This window comes from Streptomyces sp. NPDC028314 (genome assembly GCF_055565795.1).
This window is the reverse complement of record NZ_JBVHTP010000003.1, coordinates 362,967-385,900: the sequence shown is the minus strand read 5'-3', so window position 1 is coordinate 385,900 and position 22,934 is coordinate 362,967. Positions and strand designations below refer to the sequence as shown.

At 74.5% G+C, this 22,934-nt stretch carries 19 protein-coding genes; all 19 read right to left on the bottom strand.

Annotated elements, in window-relative coordinates:
- Positions 1–16: 16 nt before the first annotated feature.
- The 19 genes from ACZ4TG_RS09580 to ACZ4TG_RS09490 all read right to left on the bottom strand — a co-directional run bounded on the left by ACZ4TG_RS09580 (position 17) and on the right by ACZ4TG_RS09490 (position 22,933).
- The gene (locus ACZ4TG_RS09580; RefSeq protein WP_468161056.1) at positions 17–859 is read right to left on the bottom strand and encodes an MIP/aquaporin family protein; all 843 of its coding nucleotides are present in this window, start codon (positions 857–859) and stop codon (positions 17–19) included.
- Positions 860–1,022: 163 nt separating this feature from the next.
- Positions 1,023–1,895 carry a neutral zinc metallopeptidase gene (locus tag ACZ4TG_RS09575; protein ID WP_468161055.1) on the bottom strand — a complete coding sequence of 291 codons (873 nt, stop codon included), beginning with the start codon at positions 1,893–1,895 and terminating at the stop codon, positions 1,023–1,025.
- A gap of 121 nt (positions 1,896–2,016) precedes the next feature.
- Positions 2,017–2,937 (bottom strand): hypothetical protein, encoded by a 921-nt coding sequence (locus ACZ4TG_RS09570; protein WP_468161054.1) that lies wholly within the window; start codon positions 2,935–2,937, stop codon positions 2,017–2,019.
- A gap of 67 nt (positions 2,938–3,004) precedes the next feature.
- Complete coding sequence (locus ACZ4TG_RS09565) at positions 3,005–4,903, bottom strand: eCIS core domain-containing protein (protein WP_468161053.1); 1,899 nt, start codon at positions 4,901–4,903, stop codon at positions 3,005–3,007.
- A 120-nt stretch (positions 4,904–5,023) separates the two neighbouring features.
- The gene (locus tag ACZ4TG_RS09560) at positions 5,024–5,446 is read right to left on the bottom strand and encodes a YjbQ family protein (protein WP_468161052.1); all 423 of its coding nucleotides are present in this window, start codon (positions 5,444–5,446) and stop codon (positions 5,024–5,026) included.
- Positions 5,447–5,507: 61 nt separating this feature from the next.
- On the bottom strand, positions 5,508–6,158 hold the full coding sequence (locus ACZ4TG_RS09555; protein WP_468161050.1) for an HAD family hydrolase: 651 nt from the start codon (positions 6,156–6,158) through the stop codon (positions 5,508–5,510).
- A 53-nt stretch (positions 6,159–6,211) separates the two neighbouring features.
- The gene (locus ACZ4TG_RS09550) at positions 6,212–7,699 is read right to left on the bottom strand and encodes a glycoside hydrolase family 18 protein (RefSeq protein ID WP_468161049.1); all 1,488 of its coding nucleotides are present in this window, start codon (positions 7,697–7,699) and stop codon (positions 6,212–6,214) included.
- A gap of 162 nt (positions 7,700–7,861) precedes the next feature.
- Entirely contained in the window at positions 7,862–8,233 is a 372-nt protein-coding gene (locus ACZ4TG_RS09545) for a VOC family protein (protein ID WP_468161048.1), read from the bottom strand.
- Positions 8,234–8,292: 59 nt separating this feature from the next.
- The gene (locus ACZ4TG_RS09540) at positions 8,293–8,508 is read right to left on the bottom strand and encodes a hypothetical protein (protein ID WP_468161047.1); all 216 of its coding nucleotides are present in this window, start codon (positions 8,506–8,508) and stop codon (positions 8,293–8,295) included.
- A 243-nt stretch (positions 8,509–8,751) separates the two neighbouring features.
- A complete protein-coding gene (locus ACZ4TG_RS09535) occupies positions 8,752–9,618 on the bottom strand; it encodes a hypothetical protein (protein ID WP_468161046.1) in 867 nt (288 codons plus the stop codon).
- Entirely contained in the window at positions 9,615–11,546 is a 1,932-nt protein-coding gene (locus tag ACZ4TG_RS09530; RefSeq protein ID WP_468161044.1) for a GMC oxidoreductase, read from the bottom strand. The genes ACZ4TG_RS09535 and ACZ4TG_RS09530 overlap by 4 nt, the downstream gene beginning before the upstream one ends.
- Positions 11,543–11,923, bottom strand: a complete 381-nt coding sequence (locus ACZ4TG_RS09525; protein ID WP_468161043.1) for a hypothetical protein — start codon at positions 11,921–11,923, stop codon at positions 11,543–11,545. The genes ACZ4TG_RS09530 and ACZ4TG_RS09525 overlap by 4 nt, the downstream gene beginning before the upstream one ends.
- A 160-nt stretch (positions 11,924–12,083) precedes the next feature.
- Positions 12,084–13,769 carry a thiopeptide-type bacteriocin biosynthesis protein gene (locus tag ACZ4TG_RS09520; protein ID WP_468161042.1) on the bottom strand — a complete coding sequence of 562 codons (1,686 nt, stop codon included), beginning with the start codon at positions 13,767–13,769 and terminating at the stop codon, positions 12,084–12,086.
- A 40-nt stretch (positions 13,770–13,809) separates the two neighbouring features.
- Complete coding sequence (locus tag ACZ4TG_RS09515) at positions 13,810–15,753, bottom strand: TOMM precursor leader peptide-binding protein (RefSeq protein ID WP_468161041.1); 1,944 nt, start codon at positions 15,751–15,753, stop codon at positions 13,810–13,812.
- Positions 15,750–17,750, bottom strand: a complete 2,001-nt coding sequence (locus ACZ4TG_RS09510; protein WP_468161040.1) for a hypothetical protein — start codon at positions 17,748–17,750, stop codon at positions 15,750–15,752. The genes ACZ4TG_RS09515 and ACZ4TG_RS09510 overlap by 4 nt, the downstream gene beginning before the upstream one ends.
- Positions 17,747–18,955 (bottom strand): lantibiotic dehydratase C-terminal domain-containing protein, encoded by a 1,209-nt coding sequence (locus tag ACZ4TG_RS09505; protein WP_468161039.1) that lies wholly within the window; start codon positions 18,953–18,955, stop codon positions 17,747–17,749. The genes ACZ4TG_RS09510 and ACZ4TG_RS09505 overlap by 4 nt, the downstream gene beginning before the upstream one ends.
- A 161-nt stretch (positions 18,956–19,116) precedes the next feature.
- The gene (locus ACZ4TG_RS09500) at positions 19,117–21,852 is read right to left on the bottom strand and encodes a lantibiotic dehydratase (RefSeq protein WP_468161038.1); all 2,736 of its coding nucleotides are present in this window, start codon (positions 21,850–21,852) and stop codon (positions 19,117–19,119) included.
- 176 nt (positions 21,853–22,028) lie between these two features.
- A complete protein-coding gene (locus ACZ4TG_RS09495; protein WP_468161037.1) occupies positions 22,029–22,220 on the bottom strand; it encodes a thiazolylpeptide-type bacteriocin in 192 nt (63 codons plus the stop codon).
- Between the two features lie 332 nt (positions 22,221–22,552).
- A complete protein-coding gene (locus ACZ4TG_RS09490) occupies positions 22,553–22,933 on the bottom strand; it encodes a hypothetical protein (RefSeq protein WP_468161036.1) in 381 nt (126 codons plus the stop codon).
- Position 22,934: the final 1 nt, after the last annotated feature.

The window sequence follows — 22,934 nt, the reverse complement described above, 5'->3', positions numbered from 1 at the left end:
CGGGGCAGCGCGCGGGTCAGCCTTCCGGGGCGGGAACGCGTCCGGGGGGCTCCGGCTCGGCGGTCGGCAGGAACCGGCCGATGAAGAACTTGTACAGAGCCGCTCCGACGAGGCCGCCGATCAGCGGTCCGACGATCGGAACCCAGAAGTAGAAGTTCCCGTACTGATCTCGCCATGCTCCGCCGTAGCCCGTCAGGAAGCTGGCCAGCCGCGGTCCGAAGTCACGGGCCGGGTTGATCGCGTATCCCGCGTTCGTGCCCCAGGCCATGCCGATCGCCACGACCACCAGGCCGATGATGAACGGCGCCAGGTTGGCTCCAGGGGGTGTGTTGAGCAGGTCGGTGATGGCCAGGATCAGCAGCAGCAGGATCGCCGTGCCGATGATCTGGTCACGCAGCGCTCCCCACTCCGTCACCGGCAGATTCGGATTGCCGTTGGCGGGGAGCGTGGAGAACACGCCCTGCGTCGTGGTGTGGGTGGGGTCGATCGTCGACAGCGCTTCGCTGTAGTTCCAGCGCACCAGCAGCGCCGCCACGAAGGCGCCCGCCGTCTGGGCGAGCGCGTACGGGGCCACCTTGCTCCAGGGGAAACCCTTGAAGGCGGCCAGCGCCACGGTCACCGCCGGATTGAGATGGGCGCCGCTCAGCCTCGCGGCGACGTAGACGCCCAGAGTGACGCCGAGGCCCCATGCCCAGGCGATGCTGTCGTGATTTCCGAGGCCGCCGGGGGGATTCGTCAGGCCTCCGCCGGCGACCACCTGGGCCACCACTCCGCAACCGAAAAGGATGAGGATCATGGTGCCCGCGAATTCGGCCGACAGCTCGCCGATCAACCCCGACCTCTTAAGCCGTTCAGCCATCGAAGCCCGCTTCCCGCCGGCCCAGGACCGGCCGTCTACTGCCCGAGTCCCCTCGAAAACACCATAGGACGATCAAGGGCCGACCGCACACCCGAGGGGCCCGGGTGCGCGGTGGCGGCGGAGTGCGTTCATGGAGTCGCCGTGGGATGTCCTGGTCACCGGGTTACTTCCAGTTCTCCGTGACCCAGTACTGGCGCGCGCACTGGAGGGGGTCGCCGCTGTTGTAGCCGAGGGTGAACGCGGTCGTCCGCTCGTACTTGCTCCCGTGCGGATTGTCGGATCCGATCTCCTCGTCGCCCGCCAGCTGCAGGGCGCGCACCGCCTGGGCGAGATTGGCGGCCGGTACCCGGCCGTGCTGGTAGGCGTACTTGGCCCAGTTCCCGCTGTAGCAGTCGGCGATCAGCTCGGCCTCCTTCACCCTGACCGGGCCGCCGTTCTCCAGGACGGGCGCCCCGTCCTTCATCTGGACGATGTCCTGAAGGTTCAGCTGCTTCATGATCTCCTGCTGGACCTCGTGCCCGAACTCGTGGGCCATCACCGTCGCCAGGGCGAAGTCGCCCGTCGCGTCCTTGAGCGTCTTCGCCGTGGTGACCGGGAAGTGGATCCCGCCCGAGTAGGTGTCGCCCTGGTCGTCCGTGTAGGTGTCGGACTCGCAGTAGAAGAACCCGGGGGTGTCGTGTACGACGGGACGCTCCGCGCAGGAGCTGCGGTAGCCGCGGTCTCCCGGAGCCGGAGTGGTGTAGAAGACGGACGGGCCCGTCAGGTGCTGCGCCTGGAAGTAGCCCCGCCAGTAGCCGTCGATGCTGTCGAACACCGTGTCGAGGTACTGGGCCAGCCCCTCCGGGGTGTCCGTGGAGGGCGTCGGCGGGGCGGTGGCCGCGGGCTGCCCCGGGTCAGCCGTACGCGTGCCCGCGGCGTCCGTGCCCGCGACGTCCGTGCTCGCGAAGGCCGTGCTCGCGAAGGCCGTGGGAGAAAACAGGGTCAGAGCGGTGACCAGTCCCGTGCACCAGGCAGCGCGCCGATGGCGTTGTCGCATGACCGTCTCCTGAGGGCTGTACCCCCATTTCCACGGTGCGCCGGTGCCGAGGCCCGGGCAACCTCGGGGGAGACGGCGCCGGACGACGCGGGCTTCACCGGCAAGATCCGAAAGGGACGGCCTAGTGGTCGCCGTCGGGCCCGGTGAGGTCGGTCAGGCGGCGGGCGGCGCTGTCCGCGGCCTGCTGCGCCTCGTCCGAGGCGCGTTCGGCGCGGCCGACGCGCGCCTCGGCCTCGGCAGCGTCCTGACGGGCCGTGCGCTGCCGCTCCAGGGCGGTGTGGAGCTGCTCTTCCAGCTCAGCGAGGCGCTCCTCGGCCTCGGTCAGCGCCTGATCCTGCCGGGCGAGCGCCTCTCGTGCGCGTGTGAGTTCCCGGTCCCGCTGCCGGGCCTCGGCCTGGGTTTCCCTGGCCGTCCGGCGGGCCTCCTCAAGGCGCGCTCGGCGTTCGCCGGCCTCGGCAGTCTTGGATGCCTTGGCCGCCTTGGCCGCCTTGGCCGCCTTGGCCTTCGTGCTCGGCTTGGCCTTCTCGGCCGGCCCGGCCTGTGGCGGGCTGCCGTCCTCGGGCCCGAGGGCGGTGAGGCCCACGGGCGGGATGAGGGCGTTGGTGAGGCGGCCGGTACTCCATCGGGCCGCGGCCTCGGGGTCGGCGAGGACGGCGTGAAGGGTCTGCTCGACCTCCAGCTGGATGCCCCCGCCGACGGGCCGGCCCGCCTCGGCCGCGAGCTGCCCGGCGGTCCGGGCGAGCGCTGCGACCACCACGTGCCGCTGGTGGGAGAGCTCCTTCAGCTGCGCCCCGTCCATGGCCTGGAGCGCCTCGCGCAGCGCCTCTCCGAGGGCGACCAGCTGCGCGGCCTCCTCCGGCCGCCGTCGTACCAGGAGGTTCGCGGCGAACGCCGCCAGCGTCGGTTTGCGCAGGCCCGCGATCCGCTTCGCCGCCTGCCGGTCACCTTCCCCGCGGGCCTGGGCGGCGTACTCGTCGCGGGCGGCCGTGAACCGGGCCGGCGGCAGCGCGTACAGTTCCTCGGCGATCGCGTCCTCGTCCACACCCCCAGGGTGCGCGCGGCGACCGTGAAAACCGGGGCGGCGAGCCCGGACCGCCCGCCCGGATCCGTCAGGTGGCCGACCGGCTCTCCCGTGCCGCGCGCCGGTCGGCGGTGGCCGTGGCGGCGGCGGCGCGCAGCTCGGTGTAGAAGACGCTGTCCGTGGGGGTCCTCCACATGTGGAGGTAGACCAGCATCTGGTTGAGGACGGTGTCGTATTCGACCAGGGTCCCGGAAGCGTCCCCGGAGGCCTCGTCCCAGCCCTTCAGCCTCTCGAAGTCCGCGTCACTCAGCTTGCCGGCGTCCCTGAACAAGGTCGCGTACTGGAGGACCCTTTTCGGGGTGCTGCCGTACTTCACCTTCTCCTCCAGGAGGCTGTACTGGTTCCCGGTGAAGAGGTCCTGTTCCCTCTTCAGCGCGCTGTGCAGGTCGCCCAGTGTCCGCTTCCGCTGCTCCGCGATCGCCCTGACCTGGTCCGTGGTGGCTCCGTGGGGAACCAGCAGCATCACGTCCGTGGAGTCGTAGGCCTGGTGCGCCGCGACATGGGTGAGCTCATGGGCCACGTGCCCGAGGAGGAAGGAGGTGCCTCCGCGCACCTGGGTGTCCACGTTGAACGTGTAGCTCCGGTCAGGGGTGGCCCCGCTCATGTACGGCGGCCGCGGGGTCACGCCGGGGCGCGAGGTGGTCGCCTTGACGAAGTCGACCTTGTCCGCCACCCCCACGACCTCGCGCAGCATCTCGGCGGTCTCCGGCGGCAGGTCGGACTCGGTCGCCATCCTCGCCAGTTCCCGTACGCAGCCCTGCATCAGAGCGGCGAACGCATCGACGTCGATCTTTCCGGCGGTCTGCTGCGCCTCGCCGGGGAGGTTCATCCGGTTCATCTGATAGGCGAACTCCTCGTCCCTGCCCTGCTCCGTCATCGCCTGGTCCATGGTGGTCAGCAACTGGTGGAACCGCGCGGTGGGCTCCAGATCCTCGGAGGGCATCCGCGGGACGGATTCCAGCAGGCCCTGCTCGGCGGCTGCCTGATCGCGCAGTTTGCCCACGCCTGCCGCACGGCCCTTGGAGTGGCCTCCCTCCAGGTACGACTTGCACCGGGCCACGAGCTCGGCGAGGGCGGCGATCCGCTCGTCCCGCTTGCCGCGGCCGATGGTGTCGTACTTCTCCAACTGCTCGTCGACGCTGGTGATGGACGATTTGCCGCGGTTCTTGAGGGGCAGGGAGGTCTCCTGCTTGAAGGTGGCCGGATCCATCACCCGCTGGACGGCCGACGGGGCCCCGGCGGCTGGGGCTTCCTGCGGCTCAGCGGTCCGCACCAGCGAGGGTGCCGGGGCGGGAACCGCTCCGGACATCACCCGGGTCGCGTTCGCCTCGGCTTCGCGTTCGAAACGGTCGGAAGGGTCGGAGAGCTTCAGCCCGGCCCCGTTGTCCATGCCGGAGACGGGCCCCTGGCGCTGCTGGATGACGTGCGTGAGCTCGTGGGCCAGGGTGTGCTTGTCGCCGCCGCCCTCCCCGATGACGACATGGCTGCCGGACGTGTAGGCGCGGGCCCCGACTTCGGCGGCCGAGGCGCGGGCGGTGCTGTCGTCGTGGACGCGGACGTCGGAGAAGTCCGCGCCGAGCCTCGACTCCATCTCCTCGCGGAGCGGGACGTCGAGCGGCTTGCCGGGAGCCGCCAGCACGTCGTGGACGGTCGAGCGCTGCACCGGCGCCCCGGGAGTGGTGGCGGGGGCCTCGGCGGTGGCGCTGTCCCGGTGGCCGCAGCCCGCTCCGTGCTGGTGCTGTTCCCGCGCCCAGGGGTGACCGGACTGACGGAGCATCTGGACGACGGCCGCGTTCCCGGCGCTGCCTTGCAGGGCGAGGAGCCCCTGGTGCCCCTGGAGCCGAGTGTCCGGGTCGGCCGCGGTGGTGCGCGCCGGGATGCGGCCGTTCTGGGCGGCCGGCTCTTTGGCATTCTCGTGGGCTTGCATGGGGCCTCTTCCGCGCGGAGATGGAACCACCCCTGGATACAAGGCGCGTGTGCTCCGCGGCCAGGTACCCGAGTGCAGCCCGGACTGCCCGTACGGGCAGTCCCGCCGGGTCCGGGGCGTTCAGCCGAGGAAGGAGAGCCGTACCGTGCGCTCGGGGTTGTCCCGGTTGGTGTCCACCAGTACCACCGACTGCCAGGTCCCGAGCGCCAGCTCGCCCCGCAGCACCGGCAGCGTGGCGTGCGGCGGCACGAAGGCGGGCAGTACGTGATCGCGGCCGTGCCCGGGCGAGCCGTGCCGGTGGCGCCAGCGGTCGTCGGCCGGCAGCAGCGTACGCAGTGCCTCCAGCAGGTCGTCGTCGCTGCCGGCTCCCGTCTCGATGACGGCCAGCCCGGCCGTCGCGTGCGGAGTGAACACGTTGAGCAGTCCGTCGCGCCCGGGAGCGGCCTCCCGCAGGAACTCCGCGCAGGCGGCGGTGAGGTCGTGGACGGTCTCCCTGGAGCCGGTCGTGACGTCGATGGCCCGTGTGGTGAAGGTGTCTGCCATGGAACCATCCTCGCGCGGCGCGGCGAAGGATCGCCGCAGCCTCACCGCCGAGCGGCGGCGCTCACTGTTCGCTGATGAGGCCGGGCAGCTTGCGCATGTCGTGGAAGACGGTCGTACCGGGCCCTTCGAGGCGCTCGGCCCGTGTCAGTCCGCCCGCGTAGCCGAGGGCACGCATCCCGGCGGCGCGGGCCGCGCGGACGCCGGGCTCGCTGTCCTCGACGACCACGCACGACTCGGGTGCGACGCCCATCCGCCGTGCGGCGTACAGGAACAGGTCGGGGGCCGGCTTGCCGCGCGGAACCTCGGTGGCGCTGTAGATGCGGCCCGCGAATCGCTCGTAGAGGCCGGTGCGGCCGAGCGTGTGGCGCATCTTTTCGTGGGAGCCGCTGGAGGCGACGCAGGTCGGCAGGGCGATCGCGTCGAGTGCCTCGGGCAGCCCGTCGACCGGGGACAGCGCGGTGTCCACCGCCTCCCGGTGGAGCAGCTCGAACCGTTCCCGCCAGACGGCAGCCGTCGGCTCCCCGAGCCGCGCGGCGAGCAGTTCGTGGATGGAGGCGCTGGAACGCCCGATGAAACGATCGACGACGTCGGCCTCGGTGAGGGCCCAGCCGAGTTCGGCCCCCAGGGCGACCTGGATGCGGGCGGCGATGCGCTCGCTGTCGACGAGCACCCCGTCGCAGTCGAATATCACGAGTTCAACCGGCTTGATCATCTCCGCATCATAGGCATCCGTCGGGCCCGCAGGGCCCGACGGATGACGGAGCCCTAGCCGAGCGCGCCGAACGCCTTGGTGAAGGCCAGCGGCTGCTGGAGGATCGAACTGCACGTCGGGTCCGCGTGGTTCACGGCGCCCGCCGCGCACTGCTGGTCACGGGTCGCGGACCACATCGCCAGCCGGCCGATCCCCTTCGACCTCGCGAAGTCCACGAGCCGGGTCGCGTCGGAGACGGTGAAGATCTCACTCGCGACGTCGTTGACGCCGATCATCGGAGTGACGGCGACCGCCTTCCACGCGGCCGCGTCGGAGAGCCCGAGCACCCCCTTGATCTGCGCCTGCGTGGCCGTGGCGGCCTGGATCGCGTACTGCCCCATGTCACCGCTGTACGCGGGCCCGTAGTCCATCGCCATGATGTTGACGCCGTCGATGCGGACCCCGGCCCGCTTGGCGTCGGCCAGCAGGGCCACGCCCGGCTGGGTGAGACCTTCCGGCATCACGGGCAGGGTGAACGCCACGTCCAGGCCCGGGTGCGACTTCTGCAGCTTGGCGATGGCCTGGGCCCGGCGGGTGTTCGCAGCGGTGTCGGGCAGGGCCGCACCCTCGATGTCGAAGTCGACCTTGGTCAGCCGGTACTGGTCGATGACCTTGCCGTACGCGGCGGCCAGTTCGTCGGCGCTCGCGCAGTTCAGTGCCAGCTCGTGCCCGGCGGCGCCGCCGAAGGACACGCGTACGTCGCCGCCCTTGGCCCGCAGCGCGCCGATCTGCCCGGCGACCTTGTCGCCCGCGAGGTCGGTGACACCGCCCCACAGCGGCGCGCAGCCGCCGCCGGAGGTGATGAAGGCCAGGTGGAACTCCTTCACCCCGGTCTTGGCGGCGGTGTCGAGCAGGTCGTAGGCCGGGTACAGGGAGGTGTCCACGTACGGGGCGAAGCGTGCTCCGCCGGCCGTCGGGGTGCCGGTGGCCGGCGGGGGAGTGGCGGTCGCGGTCGGCGTCCGGGTGGGGCTGGGCCGGGTGGAGGGCGCAGAGGTGGCGGGAGCGCTCGCGGTCTCCGTCGGGGCGCTGGTGGGCCGGCCGCCCGGCGGGGGCGTCGCACCCTGGTCCACCGAGCACTTCACCCCGTTGATCCGGCAGGCCGTCGGATTGCCGGGATCGGCGCCGGCGCTCGTCACGAAGCCGACGGTGACGGAGGCCCCCGCAGCCAGTTCCCTGTTCCATTCCGCCGGCTTCACGGTGACGCGCCGGCCGTCGACGGTGTGCGTGCCGTTCCACAGGGAGTCGATCTTCGTCCCGGCGGGCAGATCGAACTGGAGGGTCCAGCCCGGCTGCGCCTGCCCGGTGTTGTTGGTGATCACGTACTGGCCGGTGTAACCCCCGCTCCAGGAGCTGGACTTCGTGTACACGGCTCCGACGGAGGCGGCCTGCGCGGTACCCGTGAAGGCGAAGGCGGCGCCACCGATCACCGCCGCCACCGCGATCGCGCCGGTGGCCTTCGCCTTCTTGCTCGCCGTGCGCCGGTGACCGGTCGTACTGCCCATCGCGTGCCTGCCTCTGAGTTTCTGGGGGGTCTGGTGTGGCAGCACGCTAGCCGCCCCGAAACGGGCAATCGTTCGATTCGGGGCGGCGGCGGTGAGTCTTAGGTTCCACTTAAGGAAGCGATGGGAAGGCGTTAAGCCGGCCCGTACGGGCGGGGCGGGGGATCAGCCGTGGCTGGCGTCGATGACGCAGAAGCGGTTGCCCTCGGTGTCGGCCAGGACCACGAAGTCCGGATCGGCGGGATAGGAGTCCCAGTCGACGTGCCGGGCACCCAGCGCCACGAGGCGCTCGATCTCCGCCTTCTGCTCGGCGGCGTCCGCGGCGTACAGGTCGAGGTGGACGCGGGGGCGCTCCTGCACGGGTGTCGTGCTGCGGCCGAGGGCCAGACCGGGGCCGTCACCGGCTGCCGGTACCAGGACGGTCCAGTCGTCGGCCGTAGCGCCGTCGCGCGGGACGTACCCCAGCGCCCGGCTCCAGAACTCCGCGGCCCGTCGCACGTCCTGCGCGCCCATGACAATCGTTCCGATGCTCAGCATCCGCCGATTCTCCCAAAGCTCCGGGCCGGGGCGCGCGGGCAGGCCGTACGGGCCGGTTCTCAGGCGGCGTGGCGGCGGCGCGGCCGCCCGTGGTGGGCGGGGGCCGGATCCGGCAGGGCCTCGACGTCGGGCACGGCCCGCAGGTGCCTGCCGTCCGCAGGCGCCGTTTCGGGGGCCGCGGCAGCGGGGGAGTCCAACAGGTGCTCCTCGTACCGGCCGAGCAGCAGTACGGCACACAGGAGCAGCGGCGGAACCAGGAACGCGGTGACGATCACGGAAGTCCCTTTCGGCTGGAGGGTCTTCCGCGCGCATGCCCCGCTCCGCGCAAGGGAATCGGGGAACAGTTCGTGGGATGTGGGATGTGGGATGTGGGATGTGGGCCGTGGGCCGTGGCCTGTGGTCCGTGTCGACCAGCCCGGCTCCGCGAAGGCGTCCGCGGGCACGGGACGGTCGTGCCCGCGGACGTACCGGTGGCCGGCGGAGTCGGGCTCGCGCGGCCCGCTGCCGGCCCCGGCGGGTCAGGCCTTGGACGGGATGTAGTACGGGCGGTTGTGGGCGGCCACGGGAGGCGACTGGTAGGTCCAGGCGGCGACGGCCGGAGCGCCGCCGATGAGGTCGGTGAGGTGCCGGCCGACGCCGCTCGCGGTGTCGTGGACGGTGAGGCGGATCCGCCCGGCGGTGGTCTCGTCCAGGGGGTGGTGCCGGTACGGCTGGTAGACGTTCATCGGGCCGGCGAGCAGACCGTGCCGCGGGTCGGTGCCGTAGCCGGTGATCGGGGTGTTGTTGACGCTCTCCGCGGCCAGGCCCCCCAGGTCGGCGTCGAGGGAGAACAAGGGGTGGTCCTCGCGGACGATGCCGTCGCGGTCGGCGCTGAAGCCGGCCCGCTTGCAGGCGATCGACCAGGTCGACTGCTCCGCCGGGCCGTTGAGGGAAGGCAGCGTGGTCTCGAACCAGCCGGGGTACTTCGGTTCGGCGTAGAGCCGGCGGCCGGCGTCGATGGCGAGCGGGTTGTCGCACAGGACGTGGATGCGCGCGATGCCCAGGAGTTTGGTCTGGTCGACCCCGCGGGCGTACTCGTCGTAGCCGAGAGCGGCCAGCCGGCCGGCGGCGACGGCGGGGAGGGCGATGATGTTGACCTCGATCTCCTGGGTGATTCCGCCACCGTTCGGGTACTGGGCGAAGTACAGCTGGTAGTTCAGCGAGACGCAGGCCCGGCCCCCGAAGTCGGCCGCTCGCAGCTCGGGATGGTGCTCGGCGAGGACGTCCCGCGCGGGGGCGGGGTCGACCAGGTAGTCGACGCCCACGTTGTGCAGCGCCCCGTAGTGGAACGGCAGCTGGTAGGGAGCGGGGACGGGGGGCAGGGGCAGGTGCTGGTCGGCGGTCACGGTCGGTCGGCTCCTCGGGGTGCGGGCGCGCTGCCCGGGGCGGTCCCCCGGACGGTGGCCGGGCGGCGGTGGGCGAGCAGGTCGCGGTGGATCTCCTCGGTGCTGCGCAGGGCCAGGGCGGCCATGGTCAGCGAGGGGTTGGAGGTGGCGACGGTCGGCATGCTGCCGCAGCCGACGGCGTACAGGTTGGGGTGGTCCCAGCAGCGCTGCCACTGATCGACCACGGAGTCGGCGGGGGAGTCGCCCATGATGTGCGTTCCGGCGCCGTGCCCTGCCGCCCGGTAGGCGTACGGGCGGCCCTCGTACTCGAAGTAGCCGGGCCAGGCGGGACCGGGCTCGAAGCGGGTGTGGTCGGCCGCGCCCAGCAGGGCGAACAACTCGTCGGAGACCGCCTTCGCGGCGGCGATGCCCCGCTTGACGTAGTCGGACAGGCCGTAGTGCAGCACCGGGCGCGGATTGCCCAGCGCGTCCCGGTGACGGGGGTCGACGGTGACCCGGTTCGACGGGTCGGCTTCCTGCTCCATCTCGAACTGGAACGCGAACTCCCGCCCGACGCGGTCACCGAGCGTCCGGCGCAGCTCCGCGCCGAGCAGGCCCCGGCCGTCCGCTCCTCCGGTACGCAGGAGTTCCGCGACGCGCCCGTCCGGCGGCCCGAGCGCCCAGGTCCAGCCCCAGTTGCCGATCTCGATCCGGAAGGGGGCGCGGCGGGCGCGGGCCGCGCCGAAGCGGAACCCCTCCAGCCCGGAGGTCGACCCCGGGCCGCGGTAGGCACCGACCTGCCGGGGCATCGTTCCCCAGGTCAGCAGGACCGGGTGGTCCATGAGGTTGCGGCCGACCTGGTCACTGCTGTTGGCGGCCCCGGAAACGAGGAGGAGCTTGGCGTTCTCGATCGCGTGCGCGGCCAGTACGACGAGATCCGCCTCGGCGACGAGCGCGGTCCGGTCGGGGCCGGACTCCGGGGCGGGATCCGTACCCTCACGGTAGGTCAGGTACTCGACGCCCGTGGCCCGGCCGTTGCCGCCGAACCGGACGCGCGTGACCACGGACCGCGTCGCGAGCGTCACCGACGGCCCCCACCGGGCCTGGGTCTTGAGCGGCGTGTACTTGGCCTGGGACGGGCAGATCGGCACACAACTGGCGTGGCCCGCGCACAGTGTCCCGCGCTCCGGCCGGCCGGGGGCGCCCGCGGGCCGGTAGCCCGAGCCGTTGTCGTAGGAGGGGTCGGGCAGGCCGTTGCGGGCGTGCGGGGTGGCCACGACCCGCAACCGGGTGGGAGAGCCCGCGCCGGGTTCGCGTACGTACCTGCCGTCCAGGGCCCGCGCCGTCACCCGGTCCAGATAGCTGGGCGGGATCGCGCGCATGGGGTACCGGTAGCCGTCGGGGAAGGGCAGGCCGACGGCCTCCCGCTGCTCGTCCGCATCGCCCGCCACCCCGATCTCGCGTTCCGCGGCGCGGTAGTACGGCTCCAGGTCCGCGTAGCCGAGCGGCCAGTTCCGCCCCTGTCCGAAGTCCGCGGAACGGAAGTCCTCCGGGTGCATGCGCGGCGCGAGTCCCGTCCAGGCCAGTCCGGTGCCGCCGTTGGCCCTCAGGTACCCGCTGGCGTACGGCAGGGGGCCGCGCTGCACCAGGTAGCCGTCGGCCAGGTAGCCGCCGTCCGCGGTCCCGCGCAGGTCGGTCACGTCCGGCGAGGGGGCCGCGGCGCTCTGGCGGTAGGGCGAGTTGGGCACCCTCGCCATCGCCGACCGGTAGGCCTCCACCGCCCGCGCGTGTTCCCCGTGCCCGCCGTCGTCGTCCCCGGCACGGCCGAGTCCCGCCTCCAGTACCAGGACCCGCCAGCCCCGGTCCCCCAGGCCCTTGGCGACCAGGGATCCGGCGAACCCCGCGCCGACCACGATCACGTCCCACCGCCGGGCCCCCGCCGCGCTCACCGCTCGCCCACGGGGTCGGCGCCGCGCGCGCCCACCGCGAAGGGGGCTTCGGTCCAACTGCCGTATCCCTGGGCCGCGGAGCCCGGCGCGTGTCCGCCGAAGGCCCGCCACACCAGCCCCTGCGCGTAGGCCCGCGACGACACCACGAACGGAGCATCGGCGGGCTGCTCCTCGTCCGGGTCCGGCTCCGCCCGCAGGGCCGGGGCCGGCCAGGTCCCGAGGTACCACAGGTGGGCGAGGGCGCGCGCCAGCTCGCGCTCCGACTCGTCCTCGATGGCCAGCGGGCCGGCCCCCGACTCGGTCACGGTCTTCCCGAGCCGCCGCAGCAGGCCCGTCCCGGCGTGCCGCACCACCACCCGGTGGTAGGTGTCCGCCATACCGGTCCCGCGCAGCTCATCGGTGCCGAATCCGGTCAGGGCAGAGGATAGGCATAAGAAATGGTCGGTCACGGGCATTGCTCCCCTTGGGCTCCATTGCGCTCACATCGCCGTGATCCTTCCTCGGTGCAGACCGGGTCATGCATGTCGATCGCGGCCGCTACCCGCCGGCCTCCTCGCGCCGCCCGAGCGGCAGGAGGTACTGGAGGGGCTGTTCGAGGTCGTCCAGCCCGAACAGCTCCTGGGCCAGGTCGTCGTGGAAGCCGCCCAGCGGGGTGCCGCCCAGGCCCAGGGCCGACGCCGTGAGGAGCAGCGTCTGCGTCAGGTGACCGGTCTCCAGCAGGGCCAGCCGCAGCGCGCGCAGACCGTAGCGGCGGCGCAGCAGCCCCAGGTCCGCGTACACGCCCAGCACCACCGGCGCACCGTCGATGCCGATCCAGTCCGGGTCCGTCGCCGGCCGGGACAGGTACGTCGACAGCGCCTTGATCTCCTCGACCCGCGGCACCGGCCCGACGTGGCGCAGCGACCGCGACTCGGGCACGCACTCGTACGTCCCCGCCGGGACACCGGCCGTGTCGAGGACCAGCAGCCGCACCCGTGCCGTGTACAGGGCCCCCGCACTTGGGTACGGGCGGTGGGCCAGCGGACGCGTCGAGCCGTCCGCCAGGCGCTGCGCGGAACGGCCGCTCTCGGCCAGGGAGTACCACAGCAACGCGCCCAGGGCGTCGGCGTCGAGCGGCCCCCCGAGCGCCCCGCGCCGGGAGGAGCGGTCCGCCAGCACGGCGCGCAGCGAAACGTCCGGCAGCGGGCCCGCCGGAAGCGGGAGGACCGGCCGGGACGCGTGCCGCGCCCCCGGTGCCGGCGCCGTCGGACGCAGGGCCGTGTCCTCGCCCCGGCCGATCTGGAACTTGCTCCGCTCCAGGTACCGGAAGTCGGGCGCGGTACGTCCCGACGGGAAGTACGAAGGCGGCTCCTCCGCCGTCTCCAGCAGGGTCCGGGCGGCCAGCCGGCACACCGCCCGCTCCTCGTCGGGGGTGACCCCGAGCCGGTTGAACAGCATGTGGAGCTGCGACGCCCAGACCCAGGTCCACGGATCCTCGGGCGCGCCCCCGGCGCCGGCGCCGCGCAGCGACGCGTCGGCCTCACGGACCCGGTCCGTCCACCGTGCCAGCCAGGGCGCGGCGGTGCCCTCGGCGAGCCGCTGCCGGACGTTCGCGGCGCGCCGGGCGAGCACCGTACGCTGCGCCGCGTAGACGGAGTTGACCCGCGTGTGCACCGCGGCGCCGGGCAGCAGCGGCACCTCGGTGACCCAGCGCCAGCCCGCCGCGTGACGGCGCAGCCAGCGCGCCGCGCTCAGGTCGTCCATGCCGAGCGCGTACGCCGTCGCGTGCGCCAGGTCCGCCGCGACCGCCAGCCGCCGCGCCGCGCCCGCGCCGGGCTGCTCCCGCAGGGCTTCGAGCGCCGCCCGGGTGGCGGCGACGAAGACCTCCTCGGCGACCGGCAGCGCCCGCGGGCCGCCGTAGCGGTCGGTCTCGGGTACGTAGGGCACCGTACGGACCTCCGCGTGGGCGGACGGCCACGGGCCCGGCACCGCCGGCACCTCCTTGGCCGCCCGCGCGAGTTCGTCCGGCAGCCGCCCCGAGGCCGCGCGGCTCAGGCCCCGTACCCGGATCCGCAGGTGGGGGCCGTCCTCCCCGTACCGGATGAAGAACCACTCGGCCGCTTCGCCGGCCGTCACCAGGCCGTCGAGGAGCGGTGCCACGTCCCGGAGCAGGAACGCGTCGGTGTCCTCGGCGGTGGAGTGCAGGAACAGGTGGTGGCTCTGCCAGGTGTCGGTCGTCGTCATCTGCGGTCCTCGTCGTGGGCCCGGTCGCGGCCGGTGGGGGTCAGGGGAAGGGGTGCGGGTGGAGCGCGAGGTCCGCGTGACGCAGCGGACGGTCCGTACGGCCCAGCCGGTACGGCACCTCCAGCAGCCGGGGGAGCCCCCGGGTGCGGTGGTTGACGTGCCCGAAGGTCATCGGCAGGGAGCCCGGGACGACGACCTTCACGCAGTGCAGGCCCAGCCGGTCGCGCATCCCCGGCTCGCTCTGGTCCACGGCGATCACCTCCAGGCCCGCTTCCGACAGCCGTTCCACGGTCGCTCCGAGCAGGGCGGCCAGATCGCGCACCGGCGCGGGCGCCCCCGGCCAGGCCTCCTCGACCGGTACGCACGGGGTGTCGGCGAAGAGGAACTCCAGGCGCGGGCCCGCCTCGGGAAGGGTGTTCAGCCCGACGTGGTCGTCCAGGGTCACCACCAGCTCCGGCCGGTCCAGCATCGGCCGCAGCCGGCGCGGATCGCGCGGGCCCGCCTCGGCGAGGGAGCGGTGTCCCGACTCCAGGACGTTGGTGACGACCTCGGCCACCGCGGAGCGGATCGCCGCCCGCGGGTCGTGGTGGGCGCCCGCCGCCAGGAACATCCGCGGCGCGTCCGGGTGGGAGCCCTCGTACCGGCAGACCGCCACGACGGCCGGGATGCCGAGGTCGTTCGTCGCGTCGAGCAGGACGAGCCGGTAGCCGGCCAGGGCCGCGCGGTCCGCCAGCAGCAGTGTGTCCAGGTCGTCCGGTGGCACGGCGACGCGGCGCAGGGGCGTCGCCGCGTACCAGGCCATCAGGAAGGCGTCCCGTTCCGCGACCTCGAACAGGCCGTAGAGCGCGGCCTCTTCGGGGCTGTTGCCCAGCCCGCAGCCGTTGGAGGACTCGTACACCACCCGTGGCCGGCCGTTCCCCGGGACGTCCCAGTACGCCACGTGCTCGGGGACGGCCGTCGCCCGCCGACGGGTGAGCGACCAGCCGTGCACCCAGTCCAGCTCCAGGTCCGGGGCGTAGGGCACGGTCGGCGACGCCGGGTGCCCGTGGAAGGCGGGGTCGGGCAGGCCGAGCCGCTGCGGGTCCACGGCCCGCTCGGGCCCGAGCTCCGCGAAGGAGGCGCGCAACTCGGTGCGCCGACCGGTCGGCCGCATCCCCGCGTACCGCTCGACGCTCTCGAACAGCGCGATCCGCTCGCTGTCCGCGTAGTCGCGGGACCGGCCGTACCCGCCGTCGTCGACGAGCCGGCCATCGGTCACGAAGGCGCTGGTCAGGCTGAACGCCGAATCCTCGGACCGGAACAGCTTGCGCACCGGGCCGAACCGCTCGTCGTACAGGGCCTCGCGCAGCCGGTCCGGCGTGGTCAGGGGGTTCGCGCCGCGGAGCACGTACGGGTCGGCGAGCACCCGGGGCGCCGACGGCAGCGGGGCGACGCCGGGCGCCGAGTCCGGGGGCAGGGGGCGGCACACGGCGCAGCCGCCGACAGGGCGGACGCGGTGGGTGGACCAGGTGCCGCGTCCCAGGTGGACGACGTGTACGACGGCGGACTCCGGGTCCTCGGCGGCCGACGGGTCCGCAGGGGCGTGCGCCACCGGCTCCAGGAGCTCCAGCGCGAGGGCGCGGAGCGCATCCGACAGCGCCGGGGAGGGTACGCCTGCCAGCGCCAGGTTCGGGCTGCGCCACGGGACCCGGCCGCCCGCCGTGGCCAGCCGCTGGTACTCGGCACAGCACAGGCAGGCCGCCGCACCCGGCCGGAGCACCGGCCCGACCACCGCCAGGGCTCCGTCGAAGCGCACCGGGGCCAGGGCCACGGGGTGGCCGAGCGCGTGCCGGCTCAGCTCCTCGGCGAGGCCGAGCGTCCACCGCGGCAGCAGCACCACGGCCGGGCCGGCCGTCACCGCCGTCGCGGACCCGGCGTCGAGCACGGGCACGTGCAGGACCCCGGGCTCCTCGATCGGGGCCGGGGGAGGTGCCGGCGCGGTCATCGTGCCTCCTGCGGGGTGTGCAGAACGGTGAAGCCGAACGCGCGCAGCCGCTCGGTGAGTTCGGTGGCGTACGGGGGAACGGGCGCCTGCGCGGGCGGAGCCGCTCCCGCGAGCCGGCGCAGCGCGTCCTGGAACGCGTCCTCGCGTCCGGCCAGGTCGGCCAGCCAGCCCCCGGTCCATCCGGTGTCCTCCCAGGCGGCCGTCCGCGCGCCGGCGGCGGCCAGCGGGGCGACCGCGCCGCCCGAGGAAGCGGCGGGCGCCGCGGGCAGCCCCGCGGCGGCGAGACAGACCCCGGCGACGGCCGCGAGCGCGGCGAAGGCGGCCGCATCGCCCGCGGTCGCCTCGACGGCGGCGCCGAGCACGCGGGGCTCGGGCGGGGTTGCCTGTACGGGGGGCTCGGGCGGGGTGCCCTGTGCGCGGGGCGCAGGCGGGGTTCCCTGTATGCGGGGTTCGGGCCGGGTGCCCGGCAGCGGACCGCGGGCCGAGGCGGGGCGGACGACGGCGCGGTACACCTCCTCGCCCGGCGCGGCCCGGAACACCTCCAACCGCGCGGACACGCCGAGGCGGGCGGTCAGCGTGGTCCACCAGTGACGCACCTGGGGGTGCCCGGACCACTGGGCGGCGGGCACGGACAGCGGCCCGGGGGAGGGCGTCGGGCGGAGGAGGGCGGCCGTGCGCAGGGCCCGGCCCCAGGCGTGCCCGGGGTTCGCGCCGACGGTGAAGTCCCCCTGGCCCAGGAGTTGTTCTGCGGCCCGGCAGAACAGGTCGAGCCGAGCCAGATCCAGCCGCGGTGCGCCGCCGGCCAGGACGTCGGAGCGGGCGCCGCTGCCCGCGGTGCCGTGGGGCTGGGCGGCGCCGGGCGCGGCGGTGCCGAGCTGGGCGGCGGCGGGCGCGACCGTGCCGGGCGGTCTGCGGTCGGGGCCGGTGCTCGGGAGCGGCTCGCAGCGGGCCAGCGGCACGGGCAGCTGCCTCAGGTCCGCCGGGAGCGGCTCGGGGAGCGCCCCGCACCGCCCGTCGGTGAGGGCCGCCACGCGCCGCAGCGCATCGCCGAGGGTGTCGGCGGGCGCCAGGCGCGCGTGCCGGTCGGCGTCGATCCGGGCGGCCCCGAGCCAGGTGCGGTAGTCGGCCCGGAGCGGGCGCGCGTCCGCGAGGAGGACCGCGGGCAGCCCGGGCAGCAGCCGGTCGTCCCCGCCTTCACCCGCCGGGTCCGGCAGCCCGGCGGCCGCGCACAGCAGCCGCTGCGCGGCGGCGCCCGCGAGGAGGGCCGGGAACGCGGCGGGTGCCTCCGGTGGGCCGGGGTGGCCGAGCAGTTCCTCCAGGGCCGCCGCCTCGGACCGGACCTGGGCGGGACTGCCCGGCGCGGTGGCGTAGCCGCTGCCCCCGCACCGCCCGACCGCCACGCCCCGGTCGGGGCCGGGGCCGTGGGCGTACAGCAGGACCCGGTCCGGGGGCAGATCCGCATCGGTGGTGTACGTGACGGGCAGTCCACCCGCCGCCAGCGCGCGCCCGGCCGCCCTGGCCAGCGGCCCGTCCGGGGCCCCGGCCACCACCTCGGCCCGCGTCGTGGCGAGCGCGGCGGCAGCGGCGTCGGGCCGCTCGGCCGTCGCGCCGAGCCAGTCCGCGACCGGACCGGCTCCGTAGACCGGCGGGCCGGGGTCCGCGGACGGCGCGGGCTCCGCCACGAGCAGGTCGTGGGCGTCCAGTTGCCCGAGGAGCGCGTCCACGGCCGTACGCAGCGCCGAACCCGGCTCCGTGCCGTCGACGAACGCTTCCAGCCCCCCGTTGCGCAGGGGCCCCTCCAGCACCTGCCACAGAGCGGGCAGCGCCCTGCTTCCCTCCAGCGTCAGGCTCCCGCGCCGGCCGCGCAGGTGGAGGCCGTTGCGCAGCGGGGTCACGGCGACACCGGGGCGCAGCCGCCGCACGATCCGCGGGCCGGCCGCGGATGCCTGCGCGACGGTGCCGCGGAGGGCGGCGGGGGATGCGGGGGTCGTGGTCATGGCCTTGCCTCCACCGCGTCGACGGCCGCGCCGAGCTCCGTACGCCAGTCGCAGCCGGTCAGGGGCGGCACGGTCCGGATCACCAGGTGCGCCGCCAGGTACCGCTCCAGCGGCTGGACGTCGCAGATGGCGAGGAGCCGGTACAGGGCGTTCGTGCAGGCCCGGTAGACCAGATAGTCGGGACGGCTCCACATCGTCCCGCCGGGGTCCGAGCGGCGCAGCAGCCGGTGGAAGTCGCTGTAGCGCGTGCGGGAGCCGGGGTTCCAGCGCTGCGCCGTCGCGGTGTCCCCGGTGGCCGCGGCCCGTGCCCGGTAGGCGTCCGGGGCGCCGTGCAGGTCCGCGCCCGCGTCGTAGCGGCTGCGGGTCAGCTCCCACGCATCCGCCGAGTAGGCCGTCCAGGCCCGCTCCCAGCCCTGTGCACCGCCGTCGGAGATCCGCCCGACGAGGCCGGTGACCGCGTCGTCGGTACGTTCCCACTGGCGCTCGAACCGGTCCCGCAGCCGTCCGTCGGGATCGTCGTGGACGAGGAAGTCCTCCAGGTGGGAGACGTACGAGTAGTGGCCGCCCGCCAGACCCCCGGGGTGCGCGCGGGCGTGCGCCGCGAGCGCCGTCACCGCGAGCTGCACCCGGGCCTGCGCGCCGTCGCCGTGCCGGGCGAGAAAACCGGCACCGGCGCGCAACGCGCCCAGGCCGGCCCGCAGGAGCGCCTCGCGCAGGTCGGCGCCGTCGGCGCCGAGGAGGGTGCGCAGCGGGGCGCGGTCGGCGGGCTGGAGCCGGACGGAGTTGTCCGCCACGATCGGCCCGTAGGGCCCCGCGATCAGCTCGGCACGGCCCGCCTCGGCCGCGCGCTCCAGCAGTTGTGCCTCGGTCAGGTCGCCGCGCGAGGGGTGGGCCCGGAGCCAGTCGCGGATCCGGGTCGCGGCGGCCCGGGCGGCGGCGTCGACCCGCGCCTCCGGGCCCTCCAGGCGCAGCCTCAGGTGCGGGCCGTGCAGCCAGTGCCGCTCGACGTGGGCGGCCAGCCCGTCCGCCGCGCATGCCTCGGCGAGCGGCAGCATCACCTCGCGCAGCAGCGGCGCCTTGACGGGGTGGTGGTAGTAGGCGACCACGTCGCGGACGCCGCTGCCGGAGCGTCGCCCGGACGCGGGCGCGGACGGCGAGGACGCGGGCGACGCGGACGGCGAGGACCCGGGCGACGCGGACGGCACGGGTGGCACGGGCAGCGCAGGCGGCACGGGCAGCCCAGGCGGCGCGGACGGCACGGGGCGTGAGCGCTGCGTGGACGGGGTGGGCTGCGGCGTGGGCCGCGGCGTGGGCTGCGTGGGTGGCACTGCTCGCACCCTCTCTTTCCCTGTCGTCGGGGTTCGGCTCATCGCGGTCGCCCGGACCGGTAGGTCTCCAGCACGAGTTCCACCGCCCTGGCCGGGGCGGCCGGGCCGCCGGGCGCGGGGAGCGCCTCCTCCAGGACCGCGCCGGCATCGCTGTGGCGGGACAGCCACTTGGCCAGACAGCGCAGGTGCAGCGCGCTGCCGAGGTCCACGAGGTGCGGCTTGGGGCGGCTGAGCCGGTTCAGGAAGTCGTCCGCGGCCCGCCCGCTGGGGGCGGCGCCGGCCGGGTGCAGGAAGACCTGCTCGGGCAGGTCGAGCAGGGCGCGCCAACGGGCCGCTGCCGCGGCGGGAACCGGGTCGGAGCCGAGGTCGGCGCGCAGGGCCCGTACGACCTCGGGCGGAAGCAGCCAGCGACGGCGGCGGAGCACCACGTGCCGGTGGCGCAGCCGGGGGGTGCGCGTCACGCGGCCGCCCGGTGCGGCGAGGGCGTGACGGGGGACGAGCGCCCCGAAGTCGACGGCGCCTTGGGGATGGTCCGCCAGGTGCGCCCCGATGCGCCGCGGCAGCAGGACGGGCGCGAGGAAGCCCGGGTAGAGGACGTCGAGGTGCTCCCCGGTGCTCCGAAGGCGGAAACGCACCTGGTCCGCGGCCGCGTCGTGGACGAGGTCCAGGTCGCCCTCGCCGATCGAGGCCCAGCGGCGGTCCGGGCCGATCTCGTCCGGTACGAGCATCGGGTGGAGGTTGGCGTTGAAACCACCGACGGGCCGGATCTGCGCCGCCCGTGCGCCGGACCCCAGCCCGCGGCGGATCTGCCGGGACACCTCGGCCCCGGCGCTCGGGTCCAGGGCGTCGAGGAACCGGCTGGTGAACCGGCCCCACCCGCCGTACACGTGGTTGACGCACAGCAGGCCGGGGCCCTCGGTGCGGGCGGGATCGCGCTGGAGGAAGTACGAGTAGCTCAACGGCCGTTCGACGGCCCAGCCCGGCAGCCGCTCGCCGAGGCCCTTGGCGAGGTCATGGGGCAGTACGAGCTCGTCACCGCCGAAGGCACCGTCGGCCAGGGTGTCGCGGACCGCTCGGACGGCCTCCGCGCGAAGCGCGGCCAGTTCCCCCGCGCCCGTGGGGAAGGCGGCCCGGTCCGCGGGGTCGAGTGCGGCGAGCCGCCCGACCGCGGCCCAGGCCTCGGCGACCTCGGTACCGAACTCCCACGGATGGCGGCAGGTGCCGCCGGAGCCGTAGCGCTCGACGAAGCGGTCGCGGACCAGACGGCGGACAAGGTGCCCGAGGTCGAAGAGCTCCGCCAGCGCGGTGACCTCGCCGAGCGCCTCGTGGTCGGCGCCGTCGAGGTAGCCGCCGAGGGGCAGCGGGCGGGGGGTGACGACGTCCTCGGACAGTACGTTGAGGGGGGCGGACCCGGGGGGTACGGGCCGCCCGGCATCGGCCAGCGCCGTCCGCCAGCCCTGGGACAGGGCGGCCAGCAGGGCGGGGCGATCGGCGGCCGATGCGGCTCCGAAGCCGGCCGTCATACGGCGGAGTTCACCGATGCGGTCCGCCAGCGCCGCGTCCGCGGGGGATCCGCCGTGCTGCGCCGCGGCGGCCGTCCGCAGCCATACCGCGATGCGGTCCAAGGGGTCGGCGTCCTGCGGCGGGACCGGGTCACCCGGAACCAGCAGGCCGGCCTGTTCCAGACGGTCGAGGAAGGCTTCGGCCGCGGCGCGGGCGCCGTCGCCCCCACCCTCCAGTGCCGCGGCCAACCGCTCGGCCAACCCGGCCCGTTCGACCGGGCTTCCGGCGTGCTCGGTGACCAGGCGCAGCGGGCCTGCGAAGGGCAGTTCCACCTCGTCCTCGTCGGCCACCAGATAGCGGCCCCCGGCGAAGGCGGTCCGGTCGCGGGAGTACGCGGCCCTCCCGTCGGCCGTCCGGGCGGTACTGGTGATGCGGTGGGGGAGCCGCGCCCGGCGGTGCGGATCGGCCAGGAGCGCGAGGGTGAGGGCGGTCGTCAGGGTGCGGTTGGCCTTCACGACCGGGCGCAAGGAGCCGTCGAGCAGTGCGGGGGCGCCCCAGTCGAGCACGGGGCGGGCCGGCGAGCCCTCGGACAGCACGCCCCAGCCGACGGCGGTGAACCAGGACAGCGGGCTGGTCTTGGTGCTGGCCCGCAGGGCGTAGCGCAGCACGCCGGGCTCCTCCTTGCGCGCCTTGCGGTCGGTCGCGCCGGTGCCTGCCCGCTGCACCGCCCGGAGCAGATCGGCGCTGGTGAGGGCGACGGCCTTGCCGAGGGCCGGTTCGCGGCACAGAGCCGCCAGGGCCGTCCGCTCGTCGGCCAGGGCGGGTCCGGCGGCGGCGCCCAGCTCGGCGAGCACGGCGCCGCGGCGGGCGCGGAGCGCGAGCCAGGAGGCCAGCTCGGGTACCCGGGCCGGCAGATCGCCGAGGCGCTCCAGCAGGGCGGGCCGGGGTTCACGGCCGTTGTGCAGGGCGCGGCGCAGCGGAAGGACGATGTCGCGGTGGAAGTCCGCCGGATGCCCTTCGCGGCTGTCGTACAGGGAGTCGCAGAGCGGTGTGGTGATGCGCAGCAGCTGAGAGTCGAGACGGTGCAGTCGGGCGAGCAGGACCCGGAACCGGGAGGCGTGCGGCCGCTGGGCGGGATGGGCGAGCACGGAGGCGCGGACCAGCGCGTAGGGCGCGGAGCGAACCCGGTAGCCGCCGCTGCCGGCTGCGAAGTGGGGGTCTGCTTCGGCTTCCGTCCCGGTGCCCGTCGGGCGCGGCTGCGGCTGCGGCATGGTGGCCCCTGTCCTGTCCTGTCGGTGATGCCGAGCGGGCCTCCCGCCGGACGCGAGGTGCGGCGGGAGGCGTCACACGTGCGGGTGTATCGGGTGGTACGGCCTATGGCCTATCGCCTATCGCCTACGGCGCCGGGACCTCGGGCGCCGGTAGGGGCGCGGTGGGGCCGCCGCGGTCAGCCCGCGAGTTCACCGGCGTCGAGCTGGGGCTGGGCGCAGGACGACGAGCCCTGGCAGGAACAAGAACCCCAGGAGGCCCCGCCCTCGGGCAGCGCGACGGTGTCGCGCATCGAGGTGACGGTGAGGTCGCCGAGGTCCAGCTCCAGATCCTGGAGGGCGAATTCGGAGGTGCGGGCGGTGTCGGACATGCGTATCTCCCGGAAGTCGAGGTGAGAGCCGAATGTGCAGTGATCGAACGCCCCGGCCCACGGGCCGTAATTGCCTGGCCCGGAGGTCTTCGGCGTGCGGTCTGGCCGGGTCCGCAGGCGACCGGGCTGCTCTCCTCGACGGAAGAGCTTCGCTTCGGTCCCCTGGATCCGGACTCCTGCCGGCCGTGGTGCGGCCTGGTACCCACCATCACCGGCCCGGCTTCAGCACTACTGGAGGGGAGATGCAGCCCGTTCGGTCCCTTTTCGGTTCAACAACCGGTTCGCCAACCGGTTCAACAACCCAGGAAAAACACCCTAGTTGAGCGGGACGGCTATCGGGCGGCGGGCCGCCGGCCGGCCTGTACGAAGCCGACCGCAGTCAGAACGACGGAGGCCGCGAAGGACGTCGCGAGGGCGGGGTTCAGCCAGGAGGGGACGACCGCGCTGTTGAACAGCCTGCCGTCGGTGGTACGGCACATGATGTGCAACGGGATGAACCGCACCTCGTGGTCCGACACCACGGCATCCTGCGGGCGGTTGGCCGTGGAGCGGCATTCGTGCATGGGCGTGGAATCAGCCCCCTCCCCGACCTGGCTGACGGTGAGACCCACCAGCAGGAGGCCGAGGAGGTACAGGGCAGCGGTGAGGGCGCCGGCGAAGACCGCCGCTCCGCGTATGAACGTCGGGTCGCCGCCCCGGGCACGTGTGGTCATG

What these genes read in the sequence shown, in the direction of transcription:
- ACZ4TG_RS09580 (WP_468161056.1), bottom strand. Translation starts at nt 859, where the DNA reads ATGGCTGAACGGCTTAAGAGGTCGGGGTTGATCGGCGAGCTGTCGGCC.
- ACZ4TG_RS09575 (WP_468161055.1), bottom strand. Translation starts at nt 1,895, where the DNA reads ATGCGACAACGCCATCGGCGCGCTGCCTGGTGCACGGGACTGGTCACC.
- ACZ4TG_RS09565 (WP_468161053.1), bottom strand. Translation starts at nt 4,903, where the DNA reads ATGCAAGCCCACGAGAATGCCAAAGAGCCGGCCGCCCAGAACGGCCGC.
- ACZ4TG_RS09560 (WP_468161052.1), bottom strand. Translation starts at nt 5,446, where the DNA reads ATGGCAGACACCTTCACCACACGGGCCATCGACGTCACGACCGGCTCC.
- ACZ4TG_RS09555 (WP_468161050.1), bottom strand. Translation starts at nt 6,158, where the DNA reads ATGATCAAGCCGGTTGAACTCGTGATATTCGACTGCGACGGGGTGCTC.
- ACZ4TG_RS09550 (WP_468161049.1), bottom strand. Translation starts at nt 7,699, where the DNA reads ATGGGCAGTACGACCGGTCACCGGCGCACGGCGAGCAAGAAGGCGAAG.
- ACZ4TG_RS09545 (WP_468161048.1), bottom strand. Translation starts at nt 8,233, where the DNA reads ATGCTGAGCATCGGAACGATTGTCATGGGCGCGCAGGACGTGCGACGG.
- ACZ4TG_RS09525 (WP_468161043.1), bottom strand. Translation starts at nt 11,923, where the DNA reads ATGGCGGACACCTACCACCGGGTGGTGGTGCGGCACGCCGGGACGGGC.
- ACZ4TG_RS09520 (WP_468161042.1), bottom strand. Translation starts at nt 13,769, where the DNA reads ATGACGACGACCGACACCTGGCAGAGCCACCACCTGTTCCTGCACTCC.
- ACZ4TG_RS09515 (WP_468161041.1), bottom strand. Translation starts at nt 15,753, where the DNA reads ATGACCGCGCCGGCACCTCCCCCGGCCCCGATCGAGGAGCCCGGGGTC.
- ACZ4TG_RS09510 (WP_468161040.1), bottom strand. Translation starts at nt 17,750, where the DNA reads ATGACCACGACCCCCGCATCCCCCGCCGCCCTCCGCGGCACCGTCGCG.
- ACZ4TG_RS09500 (WP_468161038.1), bottom strand. Translation starts at nt 21,852, where the DNA reads ATGCCGCAGCCGCAGCCGCGCCCGACGGGCACCGGGACGGAAGCCGAA.
- ACZ4TG_RS09495 (WP_468161037.1), bottom strand. Translation starts at nt 22,220, where the DNA reads ATGTCCGACACCGCCCGCACCTCCGAATTCGCCCTCCAGGATCTGGAG.
- ACZ4TG_RS09490 (WP_468161036.1), bottom strand. Translation starts at nt 22,933, where the DNA reads ATGACCACACGTGCCCGGGGCGGCGACCCGACGTTCATACGCGGAGCG.